Source organism: Aerococcus kribbianus, assembly GCF_026805545.1.
GTDB classification, from domain to species: Bacteria; Bacillota; Bacilli; order Lactobacillales; family Aerococcaceae; genus Aerococcus; species Aerococcus kribbianus.
Genome location: NZ_JAPRFR010000001.1, coordinates 679,621 through 694,923, shown reverse-complemented (window position 1 = coordinate 694,923; position 15,303 = coordinate 679,621). Strand labels below are relative to the sequence as shown.

The window sequence follows — 15,303 nt, the reverse complement described above, 5'->3', positions numbered from 1 at the left end:
AATGACATTATTCGAGACTATAAAGAAACAAGGGTACTATGTTATCGGTGAAATTGGTGTGAATTATTATGATATTGCGCAACAACGTAATATCACCCCAATGCAAGCTGCTAAATTAATGATTGATCAAGCAATCGATTCTGGTATGGATGCTGTTAAGTTTCAAACTTATAAGGCAGAGACGATTGCTTCTAAATTCTCACCGTCTTATTGGGATACTAGTGAAGAGTCTACCACCTCACAATATGAATTATTTAAAAAATTTGATTCTTTTGCTTATGAAGAATATAAAGAGCTCTCTCACTACTGCAAGGACAAAGGAATTGATTTTTTCTCAACAGCATTTGATTTTGAATCAGCTGATTATCTGGAAGATTTAATGCCAGTTTATAAAATTTCGTCATCTGATTTAACCAATTTACCATTTATTGCTCACCAAGCCAGTAAGCAAAAGCCAGTTTTACTATCAACTGGTGCTTCTACTTTAGAAGAGATCCATCAGGCAGTGGAAACAATTGAGAAAACAGGTAACAAACAGATTATCCTTCTTCATTGTGTATTAGAATACCCAACGCCTTATGAGCATGCCAATTTGAATGTCATTCGTAGCTTAAAGGAAGAATTTCCTAACTATATCATTGGTTATTCCGACCATACTAAGCCGGATACCAATATGGATGTCATTAAAACAGCTGTAGCAATGGGCGCGCCAGTTATTGAGAAACACTATACCCTAGATAAAAGTTTGCCAGGTAATGATCACTATCATGCCATGGATCCTGAAGATATGAAAGTTCTTAAACAAGGCTTAGACTTCCAAATGCAAATAAGTGGGTCAACTGAGATTGATATCGAAAGTCAATCAGCTGCTAGACAAAATGCGCGTCGTTCGATTGTTTTAACTCAAGCTGTGAAAGCTGGTCACCAACTAAGGCGTGAAGATTTAACTTTTAAACGGCCAGGAACAGGTCTTTCGCCTGAGCATGTAGAAGAAGTAATTGGAAAAATAATTAAAGAAGATCTAGATGAAGATACAATTTTACAAGCAGATATGTTATCTTAGGTCTATTAAAATAAAAGAGCGGGTAGAATAATATCCCGCTCTTTTTTATAGTTAGTAGAAGGTGAAGTAAATGAAATATAACATAATGAGGATTATAAAATTTGCTGGTTTGGGACTAGTTACGACAGCTTTAGATTTTTGTTTATTATTTTTACTAACAGAGGCCTTCCACATATACTATATTTATTCGGCGTTTTTTAGCTTTGTTGGCGCAACAGTATTTAATTATTTTATGAGTAAATCATATGTGTTCATGACTGATAGCCAAAATCCCAATCGCTTTGAATTGCTTTACTTTCTTCTATTCTCTACTATTGGGTTGGTTATTAACCAAGTCCTTGTATTCGTATCGGTTGAATATTTTTCTTTATATTATTTATTTGCCAAGCTATTAGCAACAATTGTAGTAATGATTTGGAATTATAACTCACGACGTTTTTTATTTAAAGCCTAATTATTTTGAATAGCGAAAAGCCCTGTCTACTCGGACAGGGCTTTTATTTATTCTGTTTCTTCTTCTTCGGTAGGGATAGGTATTGTTGTTTCGTTTTTATCATAATCAGTATTTTCGAAGTCGAAGAGGAATCCTTGTGAGCGATAAGGTGAATTTACAACAGAGTCATCATTCTCTGATATTCCTTTAGTGATATTAACAATAGGAGTAATCGTATGATTGTTTATTATTTTATTCTCAATTGCTAAAACGTCTGTATCAGAAAGAGATAGGTTGGTTGAAACTTCTGAGACATTGATAGGTAAATTACTATAAATAAGTGAATTATTAGTATGGAAGTAATTTTGGCTACTGATTAAACTAATATCAAAATCATGGTCATTCATAAAGTTTCGTTGAGTATCTATAGGCATTGATTTAATGTTGATGACTAGATGACTTAAGTTATTTTCTAGTTCATCTTTGATTGTATTTGCGATGGCTATAGAGGCATTACTCTCATCAGTTAATAGGTTAAGTTCTAGGGCTTGATAATCGAGTTCATCTAGTAATTGATTAAACTCTTGATCTAAATTATCTGAAGTGTCATTATTCTCTTTGATTTTATCATTTACACTGGGATTTAAACTATTAGCGCTTTGAATCGTATAATTTCCCTCAAGTCTTTTAACAATATTATTTTTGTTAATTGCTTGGGATAGTATGGCTCTTAATTCCTCATTAGCCAGCACCGTTTCTTTCCTATCAGGATTACTTTGATTATAAATTAGACTGTAATTAGTTATATTAGGATATTCTGACTTATCATCAAAACTATAGGTGATATCCGCTAATTGGTTTGTGAAACTTTCTTCGGCTAAACTTTCACTACTTATATGGGTGTATGAAATTGACTGGCTAGGGAAAGAGAGCTTAGCGTTATTGGCATATTCGGCATTATTAACAAATTGCCAAGTTTCCCAATTTTGACTCCACCCATTAATTGTATAAGGACCATTAAATAATGTTTTTGCTGATTCACTACCGTAATCGTCATAACCAACTTTTTGGATAAAGTCTTTAGGTAGAGGCGCCAGTTGAGGAAGGCTTAGCAATTTTTCAAGTGTTTCGACTGTAACGGTGTCGTCAGCAAGGGTAATTTCCAAGGTTTTGTCGTCAATTGCTCTTACACCTAAGTCTTTAATGTCTGCTTCATTTTCGACAATTTCTTGTGCTTGGGCAATTTTTCCTGTCAACAAAGATTTGTAGGGATTATTATGTTGAGGGTTAACTAGCTGTTGCCATGAATAAACATAATCCTCTGCTGTTACGGCTTGTCCATTTGACCACTGGCTATCTTGTAAAGAAATGGTTGCTAGGTTATTCTCTATTTTAATACTCCCATCTGCATTGGCAGGAATAATTTCACCATCTTTATTAAGACGGTAGAGACCTTCATAAGCCATATTCATTGCACTGGCATCAAAATATGACACAACTTTATTAGGATTGAGAGAGCTTAACTTTTCTTGAGTAAGGATACTCATCATTTCCCTAGGTGTAGGGATAGGTTCTTCTTCAACTTCTGCTTCTTTATTAACAGTAGAGTCCGGATTATCAGGATCTGTAAGGCTAACTTGCTCACACCCAACAATCAAAAAGCTCATTAATAATATTAGAAAAGCTAGCGAGCTGATATTTGCTTGTTTCTTCATAAGTTACTATTGTCCACCTTCTATTACATCAATTCGTTCTTCTAACTGGTTAACGCGTTCTTCTAATTCTTCAATTTCCTGGTGGCTATATTCGGTTTGCTCACCAGCATTGTCTCCTGGTAGGAAGGTTAAAACCACCCATACCAAGACAAAAATAACGATCATGGCTAAAAGAACGTAAATCCAGTTTAACTTTGGAGAGCCTTTGTCTAAGGTCTCCAAAGTTTTTTCAATGTCCATATTTTCAAGGTTTTTTAAGCGTTGGTTTAATTCGTCAATTGTAGGGCGTTTTTGTGGTTTATTAGACATAGCTAACTCCTTATTCACTGGTTAGGCTTAGAGGGCCCAATTCCCCTTGCGGAAGATGGCTTTACGTTCGCCATTAGCGGTGATACCATCGACATCCATTTCCGCAGATCCAATCATGAAGTCGACATGGACGGGTGAAATGTTGAGTCCTTCTTGGGCTAATTCCTCTTCAGAGAGTTTGGTACCATTTTCGATAGTTGTTGGATAGGCAGCACCAATGGCCAAGTGGTTAGAGGCATTTTCATCAAAGAGAGTATTATAGAAAATCAAATTACTTTGTGAGATTGGACTGTCATGGGCGACTAAGGCGACTTCTCCTAAGCCACGGGCGCCATCATTGTTAAAGACGAGGTCTTGAATAATTTGTTGTCCTTTGTCAGCTGTAATCTTGGTGATTTGCCCGTCTTCGAATTCAACATAAATATTTTCGATGGTTGTTCCAGCGTAGGCTAGTGGTTTGGTTGAAGTCACATGACCACTGATACGACGGGTATCAGGAGCAGTGAAAACTTCTTCAGTTGGCATATTGGCAATAAAAGGCCGGTTTTCAGGGGTAAAGCTTTCGGCACTCATCCAGATATGGTTTTTAGGTAAACCGACGTGCAAGTCCGTACCAGGAGCACGATAGTGAAGTTCACTGAATTGCTCTTTGTTTAGGTAATCAGCATGGGCATCGAGCGTGTCACGATGCTGATTCCAAGCGTCCACGGGGTCATCGGCATAAACCCGACAAGTTTTAAAGATTTCTTCCCACAAGGCCATGGTAGCTTTCTCCGCTTGGTCAGCAAGATCAGAGAAGATATGTTTGGCCCAACCAAAGTCAGCAGCGGCAGCGACAGTCCATTTGATATCGTCATTCATGGTAGCTTGCCGGACCATTTTAAGTGACTGGCTACGTTTATTTTGAACGGTATCGATTTTTTCATTCGCAATGCCGTTCAATAAATCGGGATCACCTGAAACAATAGATAAACGTGAAATCTTTTTGTTTTTGATCAAGTCGTTTTGGCGATCAATTTCATAATCAGGCACATTGGCCAAGTTCTCAGTGTCGACATTTTCGTATTCTAGACGTTGGATGACCTCGTCACGCCAGGTAAAGTAAACACGTTCAGCACCATTGGCATAGGCATGTTTGGCTAATAGGCGACCAAGGGGGGCATTTTGTGTTTCAATATATATCATTAAATTATCGCCAGCTTCGACATTGACACCTTTATTAATCAATAGGTGGGCATAACGATCTAATAATTCGTTAAAATTTTTCATCAGTAAAACTCCTTTGTAATCTATTAGCCGGGTACTATTTTATGTATCAGATAAAATTCTGAATGAGGCATATAGATGTTTCTTAAAGTATAGCAAATATCACGAAAAACTGCGAAAAGAAATGGTAGAAAAATTAGGGATAGACCTAGTCTAACTAGTGCTTATAAGAAAAAAGACTGGGATTTCTCTCCCAGTCTTAGTCTATGTATGTGACTTACCTATTGTAGAATGTTGGTTAAGCGTTTAGTCATCAGATCGATAATGACTTGACAATCAGTGTAACGTTCTTCATTTACCAAACGTGTCATGTCTTCTAAGTAAATCACTAACATAGTTTGTAATTTGTGGAATTCATTTCCAGCTAAGATATCTTGACTGCCACTAAGCAAATCAGCAAAATTGGCCTTACCCTCAGCGACAAGCACTGGATGGTCAGCAATCTTTAAGAAATCTTCTGAATAAGCAACCGCTGCTTCATTAAAGGCGTCTTTGTCGCCATCTTGATAAGCGGCAATTAATTGTTTGAGTTGACTTTCATCAATCGCATCGATATGCGATCTTTTACGGTTGATTTTTTGCATTCGTTCTAAGAGGCGATACCCAATGATTTGGAAATAGAGTAGCTTATGCGCCACAATTTGATCGTCATGACCATCATATTTAACAAAGTAACCGCGGTAAGGTTTCGCTTCGACATAATTTTCTTCGTCTAAACGCTTCAAGGCAGAACGAACTGGGCTACGGCTTACATCGAGGTCTTCCGAAATGGTCGCTTCAATGATATGGTAGCCGGTTTTCCATTCATCTATAAGAATGCGGTTCTTAATATATAAGTATGCAATATGTTCAAGTTTTTGTCCTTTTACCATAACTATCCCTCGTAATCTATTCATAATCTCAATATTGTTGAAAAAATTATCACAATATTTATAACATAAGTCGTATTTTACCATACTATCCTAGTAAAATAAAAGGTTTTTTACATAAGTTTACTTTAAGTTTATATTGCTAATCCCTTGAATAAATCACCTGATACAATAACATAATACTGCTATTAATTGTGGTAAATTGCGTAAGCGCAAACTACTGCATCCTATTTTAGCATATTCTGATTGCAATTAGAAATAATAAGAGGACGAGGCCTAGACGGAGTAATAGCTTGTCAGTCCTTGATTTCACTTTATGCTCTCATGGTGTATAATGGGGGAGAATTTTAGAAAGGATGGTCAGTAAATGATTACTTTAAAATCGAGTCGTGAATTGGATGGAATGGAACGCGCAGGAGCCTTGCTCGCGTCAATCCATGAACAACTTCGCGATTATATCCAAGTGGGCATAACAACTGCTGATATTGATGCCTTTGTTGAGGACAAAATAAGACAAGCAGGGGCTATTCCAGAACAAATTGGCTATGAAGGTTATGAATTTGCTACTTGTACTTCCGTAAATGATGAAATTTGTCATGGCTTCCCCGATAAAAACACAATTTTGAAATCTGGCGACTTAGTTGGCGTAGATACGGTCTTGTCTCTAGATGGATATATGGCAGATTCTTGCTGGTCATATGTAGTTGGGCAATCAAATGAAGAATTGGACCATTTAATGGCGGTGACCAAAAAGGCGATGTATTTAGGCATTGAGCAAGCAGTTGTTGGCAATCGTATTGGCGATATTGGTCATGCCATTCAAGAATATGTAGAATCTGAAGGATTGTCAGTGGTTAAAGAATTTGTTGGTCACGGTATTCAACCGACTATGCATGAAGATCCTTCTGTACCACATTATGGGAATGCTGGTCGGGGCCAACGTTTACGTGAAGGAATGACTATTACAATTGAGCCGATGGTAAATACTGGCGCTTGGCAATCTAAAATGGACGATAATGGTTGGACTGCACGTACTATTGACGGGGGCTTGTCTTGTCAATTTGAACATACCTTAGCCATCACTAAGGAAGGTCCTCGTATCTTTACCAAGCAAAAAGATTAGTTTGGGACAAAAGACTTATATGATGTCTTGTTAAGGCTAAGGCTGGATAGAACTGCCGACCTTAGCCTATTCTATTAAAAAATAGGGCTAGTTTTTAAATAATCTTAATTTATTTGTCACCTTCAATTACATTTTTATTTGCTATAATTGGTTTTATATTAAGTTCAAGGATGGAGCGTTTGTTCTCCGTCCTTGAGAAAAAATTCAAGATAAGGAAAGGGTCGCCATGGCTAATCTTAATCATAAAGATAATTCGCAACGACATAGCCAACAACGTCGTCAGCGCTCAGTATTTTCGGGTAAGAAACGATGGGTTTTCTTGCCTATTCTACTAGTGGTGGGCTTCTTGCTTTTTCGTTTTGGCTCAGACTTAATGAGCTTTACCAACCAAATCTATGAGCAAGCGAATAGTAACAAACGACGGGATGCTGACCAAGTTTTACAAGAGAAAGAACCCATTTCTATCTTATTAACGGGTATTGATAATGGTGCCTTATTCTATGAAGATGTTGAAGATGGCCGAACAGATGTAATGATGATCATCACTATTAATCCGGAAACGGAATCGGCAACGATAACATCGGTCCCCCGTGATACCTTGGGTCCTATTGGAGAGAGTGATGACTTCGATAAACTCAACCATGCCTATATGAAGCACGGCATACATGCCACGATTGACTCTTTACAGCGGTATTTCGATATTCCTATCGATTATTATGTGTCAGTAAATATGCAAGGCTTCATTGATGTCATTGATCATTTAGGAGGCATTGAAATCACGCCTTCATTAACCTTTACTCAAGACGGAGCTGAGTTTGAAGCAGGAAAAACTCAAGTCTTGAATGGTGAAGAAGCCATCCACTATGCCCGTATGCGTAAGGAAGATCCAGAAGGGGATATTGGTCGAGAAAAACGCCAACAAGAAGTGGTCGAAGCGGTGATTAAGAAGGTAGCCAGTTTAGGCACTATCACTAAATACCAAGATGTTTTGGATAGCCTAGATGACAATATTAAAACGGACCTTCGCTTAGAGGATATGGTCGCCCTACAACAAAACTATTTGGATGCCCTACAAAACTTAAATAAATTGACCGTGCAAAATTATTTAGACTTAAACCAAAGTTTCGGTTATTATCTCTATATTCCCGAAGAAGAACGTTTGCGAGTAAGCAATGCCATTCGTCAATCATTAGGCTTATCGGAAGATTCTGATACCCGAATTGTTTATCCAGTGGAATATGGTGTGCCTGAAGAATATTTCTCCACAGTCGATGTCAATGGAAACTTGATTATTGAGAGTGAAGACATGCCAGTGCAACCAGGAGTTTATACTGAGGCCGAATTACAAGCAGCCCTGCGTGATGCCCAAAGAGAAGGCAGTCAGGACAATGTCTTGCCAGGTCAACCAGGTTTAGATGAAGGGTTAGAGAGTAGTCAGCCAGGATTAGAATTGACCCCACCAGGTGAGGACAGTGGGCAAAGCTATGGTGGGTCAGTGTATGACCAATCACCAATTGAAAATGCCCCTGTTGATGAAGGTAATGTAGAGAATGAAGCAGTGATTGATCCTAATCAAGCAGTTGGAGAGAACGGAGAAGAGCAATAATGTCGAAAACAAGACGAACTTATAAGACCAAAAAACGGCGGAAGTGGCCTTGGCTACTGGTGCTTGTCCTTTTACTTATTGTTGGAGCAGGAGTATGGGGCTATAGTCGTTTAAACCGTACGACTGATGCTATCTATCAACCAGTTTCTGACGGTGAAGTAGAAAATATACGGAGTGAAGAGGCCAATGTTTCGGACGAAGACCCGATATCCTTTCTACTATTAGGAGTTGATCATAATTCAGAACGTTTGGAAGAGAATTCAGATGTAATGATCTTAGTGACAGTCAATCCTAATACCGGGAAAGCCAAGATGGTCTCTATTCCTCGGGATACGCCAATTCCAGGCACTGAAAGCAAAATGAATTCAGCTTATGCAAGTAATGGGGTTTCAGGTGCGATTAATGCCGTCCAGAGTTTATTGAACGTACCGGTGGACTACTATGCCACTGTTGATATGGAAGGCTTAATACATATTATCGATACTATTGGTGGCGTAACCGTAGAAAATAATTTTGCCTTTGAACAAAGTGGCTATCATTTTCCTCAAGGAATGGTTAATATTCAATCGGGAGATCAGGCTTTAGCCTTTGTACGGATGCGCTACGAAGATCCAGAAGGTGACTTTGGCCGAAATCGGCGACAACGAGCACTTTTACTAGCCTTACTGGATAAGTTCTCTAGCCCGGCTATTGTTACTCAGGTAGGTCCTTTATTTAATACGGTGGAAAATTACGTCAATACCAATTTGACAGCTAGTGAGATGGCTAGCTTAGCCTTGAATTATCGTGTGGATTCTTCAGATGTGGAGAGCTTGGACCTAGCGGGGACAACGGGTACGTCAAGTACTGGTGCTTCCATGAATTATGTATCTGACCAACAAATCCAAGAAGTATCGACCAGTTTGCGAGAAAATTTAGAATTAGAATAAGAAGGGTTCAAAGAGGCCGGGACATAAGTCCCGGCCTCTTCGATTTATCCTAGTTATATGTTTTCATCTCATCCTTCTAGTCGGGTTCTGAAAAGCAGGACTGACATGCGTTTCCCAAAAGACTTTGATAGCTAGTTGCTATCTTCAGTCTTTTGGTCCAAGGCTTCTGTCCTACCGTATTCATCTCATCCTCACAGTCGGGTTCCAAAAGTCAGAACAGACAGCCTTTCCTAAAGCTCTCTGATGGCCGTTTGCCATCTTTCGAGTTTTAGTCCAAGGCTTCTGTTCTTAGCGGCTTTTGTCGCACCCTTTAGTCGAGTTCTGAAATGCAGCCCCATCAGTATTTTCTGTAAATGAGTCAATATTCTACGAATACTTCCCATTTGCAGACAAATCCTTTGGGGCTAACCGTTTTTCATCTGATCCTCACAGTCGGGTTCCAAAAGTCAGAACAGACAGCCTTTCCTAAAGCTCTCTGATGGCCGTTTGCCATCTTTCGAGTTTTAGTCCAAGGCTTCTGTTCTTAGCGACTTTTGTCGCACCCTTTAGTCGAGCTCGCAAAAGCAAGAGCTTCGGATATTTGTCCAATAGCCTAAAAGATTTAAGTTCATATCTTTTGCCTATTGGCTCAAATCTCTCGCTCTTACCGCATTTGCTCGCATCCTCGTTTATTCGAAACAAAGACATTGCAAAATAGAGTTAAAATCAGTAGAATAGATTTTGTGTGTTGAAATTACATTTTGAGACAGAAAGGCGAGAAAATCCTGTGCAAACTTTTGATTATGAACAAGTCCAACTAATTCCTGCTAAATGTGTCGTTGATAGTCGGAGTGAATGTGATACAAGCATTCAATTTGGTCCCCGCCGTTTTGCAATTCCCGTTGTGCCGGCTAATATGCAAACTGTGCTCAACGAATCCCTAGCTATTCAATTAGCTGAAAACAATTATTTTTACATTATGCATCGCTTCAATCCTGAGAAACGTTTAGATTTTGTTAAGGATATGAATGCGCGTGGTCTTTACGCTTCAATTTCTGTGGGCGTTAAAGCGGAAGAATATGAGTTTATTGATGAATTACAAGCTTCTGGTGAGAAAGTAGACTATATTACGATTGATATCGCTCATGGGCATGCCCAATCTGTGATTGATATGATCCAATATATTAAACAAGCCTTACCTGATGCCTTTGTTATTGCGGGAAATATTGCTACGCCTGAAGCCGTTCGGGACTTAGAAAATGCTGGTGCAGATGCCACAAAAGTTGGGGTTGGCCCTGGTCGCGTATGTATCACAAAAATAAAAACTGGATTCGGGACAGCTGGCTGGCAATTAGATGCCATTCGTTTATGTGCTAAGGCAGCCCGTAAACCGATTATCGCTGATGGTGGGATTCGGACTAACGGTGATATCGCGAAAAGTATTCGTTTTGGTGCGTCAATGGTGATGATTGGATCACTGTTAGCAGCTCACGAAGAATCACCAGGTGTAGAAAGTGAAGAAAATGGTGTTAAATTTAAAGAATATTTTGGATCCGCTTCTGAGCATCAAAAAGGAATCTACAAAAATGTTGAAGGCAAGAAAATGTTAATTGAAAGTCGGGGGTCCGTCTTCTCAACTTTACAAGAAATGAAGGAAGATTTACAAAGTTCTATTTCTTATGCTGGGGGTAGAGATTTGCACGCTATTCGAACCGTTGATTATATGGTCGTGCCTAGTATCTTTAACGGTGACCGTTAAATTCAATCAAACACGGCTTAAATAAAAAATGATATAATAAAAGTAAAGTCTTCTTTAGACTTTACTTTTTGCGTTTTGGGGGGTAAGGATGAAAAAACACAGACAAAAATTGCAGACTAATGGACTGTGGTCCTTACTAATCTGCTTAGTGGTTATTTTGTTTTTAAGTGTTGGCTCTAGTTTAGCTCAGCAAATTACTGAAGAAGAGTTGACGACTTCTGATGATCAGGTGGAGAGTCTTTATCAAGATTTTTGGGCCCAGTTTTCCCAAGAAGAAGAGAAAAGTAAAGGAGTGCCCTATTTTAATTCTAGTAGTAAACAAGCCTTTACATCAGATAAGGCGAGTCAGGCTGACCAGAAGATTATTAAACAAGAACAAGCGCTCCATAGCCAAGACTTAGAAGTACCAGCAGGTGATGACTATCAGGTTGTTAATGGGAATGTGCCCTTATTTACTAGCAAAGATTTAGAGAGCCAGCAAAATACGTGGGAAGCTTATTCCCCTTTGGATGACCTCAATCGTGTGGGGCAAGCCAATGCCTTATTAGCTAGCGACTTAATGCCAGCTGATGAGGATAGTCGAGACTCTTTGAGCCATGTCGAACCTACAGGATGGCGGCAAATGCGCTATCCTGGACAAGTTGAAGGCTCATGGCTTTATAATCGTTCACATTTGATTGGTTACCAATTAACCGGTCAACAAGCCAATGTCTTGAATCTATTAACGGCAACTCGGGCCTTTAATGTGGATGGGATGTTACCTTTTGAAAATTATGTTGCTGCTTATATTGAAAATAATGATGTGCACATCCGTTATCGGGTGACACCAGTTTTTATAGGAGATGAATTATTGGCTAGAGGCGTCTATATGGAAGGATATTCCATTGAAGATGATGGACAGTTAGCTTTTCACGTTTATATTCCTAACCGTCAACCTGGAATTCATCTCAATTATAAAGATGGCAGCAGCCACTTAGAATAAAGTAAGATGAGATGAAAGAAGTTTAGCCCAAAGGATTTATCTGAGAATTCGTATAGAAAAAGCTGGGAATTTTTGTCCCAGCTTTTTTCTGTATGAAGTAATGGATTTAGTTATTTTTATAATAATAATCAATAAAATGTCGGGCGACCTTTTCACCAGATTTGATTGACATACTAGCGTTATTATTACCAAATTGGGTGCCAAAAATCCAAAAACCTAAGAGATAGAGGCTGTCGTGAACCCCTTGATTTTGGTTAAAAATTTGGCTTTCCGGCCAGGTGACTTGGATGAATTGCCCATTTTTACCAGAAGTAATGAGCTTTTGTTCCCATAAATTATGGATTAGTGGATCTTGTTGGGCTGCTTTGCCTACATTTTTTTCAAAGCCAGCAGTATTTATGACAATGTCCACTGTATCGGTACGGTCAGCCATTACCATTTCGAAGCCATTGTCAGTGGCTTTGATATCTTTGAGCCCAGATTCAATGGTTAGCTTACCTTGCGATTGCCAGATTAGAATATCTTCCATGGCTGGTTGGGCCAATTGATTCCGGAAATGTTCAAAATCAGAGAGGTAGTCAGATTGCATACGTTGCCAGTCTGAGGCGGATAAACTCATATTAATTTCGGATAATAGGGGTTTCATTCGATCGATATAGCCTTGCAAGGCTTCTAACATAGCGTCCTCATGGTTAAGTTCATAACGGATCTGTTCAATACTGCCCTCACCGTATTTAGCAATTAATTGCCGCCAATCAATGCCACTTGCTTGAAAATCACCTTTAATTTTTGCAAGTAGATGGTCTAGGGGTAAAAGGCCGTTATTACCTTGCTTTTCTTCGTCTATCCATTCTTTAGATAAGGAGAAGCGGCTAGAACGGTCAAAGACTGGTTTACGTACAATTGTGAAGGGAAGATTCCGTATATAGAAGGAAATGGCATGGCCCCAATCATGATCATCATGAAGTTGTAGATAACGCATGACGTCTAAACTAGATAAACCTGATCCGATTAAGGCAACTTTCTTACTTTTATCGAGTTGGGATAATTTTTCTCGTACTGGATAGGGATTATGGATATAATTTTCTGCGCCCATCAGTTGGTAATGGTCGGCATAGGGCGGGTGGCCGATACAGAGAAATACGCCATCATAAGCTTCTGTAAGCTCACCATTTTCCAAAGCTAATTGATAATGATAAGGCTTATGGTTTTGTTGATAAGCTGCGTGCCCGTCAACCCTAATCGGTAAAACATTATGAACTTTTTGATTAATAACGTTGACTCGAGAATCCGCCAATAAAGGTTGGACTTTTTTGTTTAAGTAGTCCCCATAAATAGGTCGAGGGATGAAGTCGTGGCTTTCAGCGATTTCAGGGTAGTTTTCTTTGACCCAGACAACAAACTCATCAGGATCATCAGGGTTGATACTAAGGTCACCTGGGGAAGAGTTCATCAAGATTTCTGTGGCATCTTGAGCATAAGGATAACCATTCCCTAAGTGGTCTTTTCTTTCATAAATATCGATTGTTTGTTGGTCAGAATCTTTTTGGGGGAGCCGGTTTAATAGTTCTCTAAGTACTCCAGAACCTGATAAACCGAGTCCGACGATGGCAATTTTCATATTAGGCCCTCCATCCCCAATCATTTAATTTATTAGCGGAAATATCGAATAAAGTGATTATACCGCTTCTAATGACATCGTCCTATTATAACACAGAAAATAAACAATAAGAATGATATAGCATTGTTGGTAAAAGTATGATAATTTAAAAAGAAATAAATTAAAAAAGGATGAGTAAGATGGTGAAAGAAAGGTTAAATACTAAAGAAATTCTAATAGTTGCTTCGACCTTGTTTGGTCTTTTCTTTGGAGCGGGAAATATTATTTTTCCAGTATCAATGGGGCAACTAGCGGGGAATAATGTTTGGCAAGCGGTTTCAGGTTTTATTCTTACAGCAGTGGGTTTACCTTTGTTAGGAGTCGCTGCAATGGGGATGTCGCATAGCCAAGGGGTACAAGATTTGAGCCAAAAGGTGTCTAAAAGTTATTCTTACTTTTTTACTTTGGCTCTTTACTTAACAATTGGTCCCTTTTTTGCTATTCCGCGTACGGCCACAGTGTCCTTTGAGGTTGGTTTAGCGGGAATGGTCCCTAGTGAGTCAAGTAAACTTTGGTTGTGGTTATATACAGCAGTCTTTTTTGCTTTGGCTTATTTATTAGCCCGACGCCCAGGAAAGATTTTGGACTATATTGGCCGCTATTTAAATCCTAGTTTTTTAGTTTTATTAGCGGTTATTATTGTGGTAGCCTTCTGGCACCCCTTAGGAAATCCGGCTACAATTGTTCCAGATCCAGTCTATCAGGAAGGGGCTTTTACCCAAGGAATTTTGGAAGGATATAACACGATGGATGCCTTGGCTAGCCTAGCCTTTGGAATTATTATTGTTAACGCAATTCGCTCTCTAGGTGTTATGGATCCTAGTCATATTGGAATTGAAACTGTAAAATCAGGTTTATTTGCCATTTTAGCAATGGGAATCATTTATGCTTGTTTGGCCTTGTTAGGGGCACAAAGTCGCGGCCTTTTTCCGAGTGCTGAAAATGGTGGAATTGCTATTGCACAAATAACTTCTCATTATTTTGGTGCAGTGGGTCTCTTGCTTTTGGCCATTATCATGTTTGTGGCTTGCTTGAAGACTGCAGTTGGTTTAATTGTGGCTTGCTCAGAAACTTTCTATGACCTATTCGGAGGACGCTTATCCTTGTCATGGTGGACAGTCATTGTGACTTTGGTGTCTTTCCTAGCGGCTAATGTGGGCTTGACCAATATTATTGCCTTTTCCTTACCAGTTCTAATGTTACTTTACCCCTTAGCGATTGTTTTAATTGTATTGGCTTTGTTTGATCGTTATATCATCCACAAGTCCCTATATAAATGGGTGACGGCTTTTACTCTAATTCCGGCGCTCTTTGATTTTGTTAAGACCCTACCCGCGCCTTTTTATGATTGGGTCAGTGGTGACTCTTGGCAAAGTTTGGGGAGTCGGATATTCCCCTTGTATGACTATGGCTTTGCTTGGTTAGTACCTTCCTTAATAGGCTTGATTGTGGGATTATTATTTATCCAATGGCAAAAAAGAAAAATTGATATTTAAATCTAATAGTGAGAGGGTGTGACCAAAGTCGCAGCCTCTCTTTTTTATGGAGAATAAATGTTTTGATTTTTTTGGTGAGAATGATACATAATCCAGGGTAAAAATGATACAATT

The 15,303-nt window shown here is 39.0% G+C and carries 13 protein-coding genes; 8 read left to right on the top strand and 5 right to left on the bottom strand.

Annotated features, from left to right (window positions below; genetic code table 11):
* Position 1 precedes the first annotated feature (1 nt).
* Positions 2-1,063 (top strand): N-acetylneuraminate synthase family protein, encoded by a 1,062-nt coding sequence (locus tag OW157_RS03245; RefSeq protein WP_268751899.1) that lies wholly within the window; start codon positions 2-4, stop codon positions 1,061-1,063.
* 70 nt (positions 1,064-1,133) lie between these two features.
* The gene (locus OW157_RS07615; RefSeq protein ID WP_417882739.1) at positions 1,134-1,517 is read left to right on the top strand and encodes a GtrA family protein; all 384 of its coding nucleotides are present in this window, start codon (positions 1,134-1,136) and stop codon (positions 1,515-1,517) included.
* Positions 1,518-1,564: 47 nt separating this feature from the next.
* On the opposite strand, the gene OW157_RS03240 is transcribed toward OW157_RS07615, so the two are convergent.
* The 4 genes from OW157_RS03240 to OW157_RS03225 all read right to left on the bottom strand — a co-directional run bounded on the left by OW157_RS03240 (position 1,565) and on the right by OW157_RS03225 (position 5,658).
* Positions 1,565-3,211, bottom strand: coding sequence for an ABC transporter substrate-binding protein (locus OW157_RS03240; protein WP_268751898.1), 1,647 nt, complete (start codon positions 3,209-3,211; stop codon positions 1,565-1,567).
* Positions 3,212-3,217: 6 nt separating this feature from the next.
* Positions 3,218-3,520 (bottom strand): hypothetical protein, encoded by a 303-nt coding sequence (locus tag OW157_RS03235; RefSeq protein ID WP_268751897.1) that lies wholly within the window; start codon positions 3,518-3,520, stop codon positions 3,218-3,220.
* Between the two features lie 27 nt (positions 3,521-3,547).
* A complete protein-coding gene (locus tag OW157_RS03230) occupies positions 3,548-4,789 on the bottom strand; it encodes an aminopeptidase (RefSeq protein ID WP_268751896.1) in 1,242 nt (413 codons plus the stop codon).
* A gap of 218 nt (positions 4,790-5,007) precedes the next feature.
* Positions 5,008-5,658: a GntR family transcriptional regulator gene (locus tag OW157_RS03225; RefSeq protein ID WP_268751895.1), complete on the bottom strand. Its 651-nt coding sequence runs from the start codon at positions 5,656-5,658 to the stop codon at positions 5,008-5,010.
* A 364-nt stretch (positions 5,659-6,022) separates the two neighbouring features.
* Between OW157_RS03225 and map the strand changes: the two genes are divergently transcribed.
* The 5 genes from map to OW157_RS03200 all read left to right on the top strand — a co-directional run bounded on the left by map (position 6,023) and on the right by OW157_RS03200 (position 12,033).
* The gene (gene map, locus OW157_RS03220; RefSeq protein ID WP_268751894.1) at positions 6,023-6,778 is read left to right on the top strand and encodes a type I methionyl aminopeptidase; all 756 of its coding nucleotides are present in this window, start codon (positions 6,023-6,025) and stop codon (positions 6,776-6,778) included.
* A 226-nt stretch (positions 6,779-7,004) separates the two neighbouring features.
* The gene (locus OW157_RS03215) at positions 7,005-8,384 is read left to right on the top strand and encodes an LCP family glycopolymer transferase (protein WP_268751893.1); all 1,380 of its coding nucleotides are present in this window, start codon (positions 7,005-7,007) and stop codon (positions 8,382-8,384) included.
* Entirely contained in the window at positions 8,384-9,313 is a 930-nt protein-coding gene (locus OW157_RS03210; protein WP_268751892.1) for an LCP family glycopolymer transferase, read from the top strand. Before OW157_RS03215 ends, OW157_RS03210 begins: the two co-directional genes overlap by 1 nt.
* 766 nt (positions 9,314-10,079) lie before the next feature.
* On the top strand, positions 10,080-11,051 hold the full coding sequence (locus tag OW157_RS03205) for a GMP reductase (protein ID WP_268752245.1): 972 nt from the start codon (positions 10,080-10,082) through the stop codon (positions 11,049-11,051).
* 88 nt (positions 11,052-11,139) lie between these two features.
* Positions 11,140-12,033, top strand: coding sequence for a DNA/RNA non-specific endonuclease (locus OW157_RS03200; RefSeq protein ID WP_268751891.1), 894 nt, complete (start codon positions 11,140-11,142; stop codon positions 12,031-12,033).
* Positions 12,034-12,139: 106 nt separating this feature from the next.
* On the opposite strand, the gene OW157_RS03195 is transcribed toward OW157_RS03200, so the two are convergent.
* The gene (locus OW157_RS03195) at positions 12,140-13,654 is read right to left on the bottom strand and encodes an FAD/NAD(P)-binding protein (protein ID WP_268751890.1); all 1,515 of its coding nucleotides are present in this window, start codon (positions 13,652-13,654) and stop codon (positions 12,140-12,142) included.
* Positions 13,655-13,833: 179 nt separating this feature from the next.
* Here OW157_RS03195 and brnQ point away from each other — a divergent pair, with 179 nt between their 5' ends.
* On the top strand, positions 13,834-15,189 hold the full coding sequence (gene brnQ / locus OW157_RS03190) for a branched-chain amino acid transport system II carrier protein (RefSeq protein WP_268751889.1): 1,356 nt from the start codon (positions 13,834-13,836) through the stop codon (positions 15,187-15,189).
* Positions 15,190-15,303 lie beyond the last annotated feature (114 nt).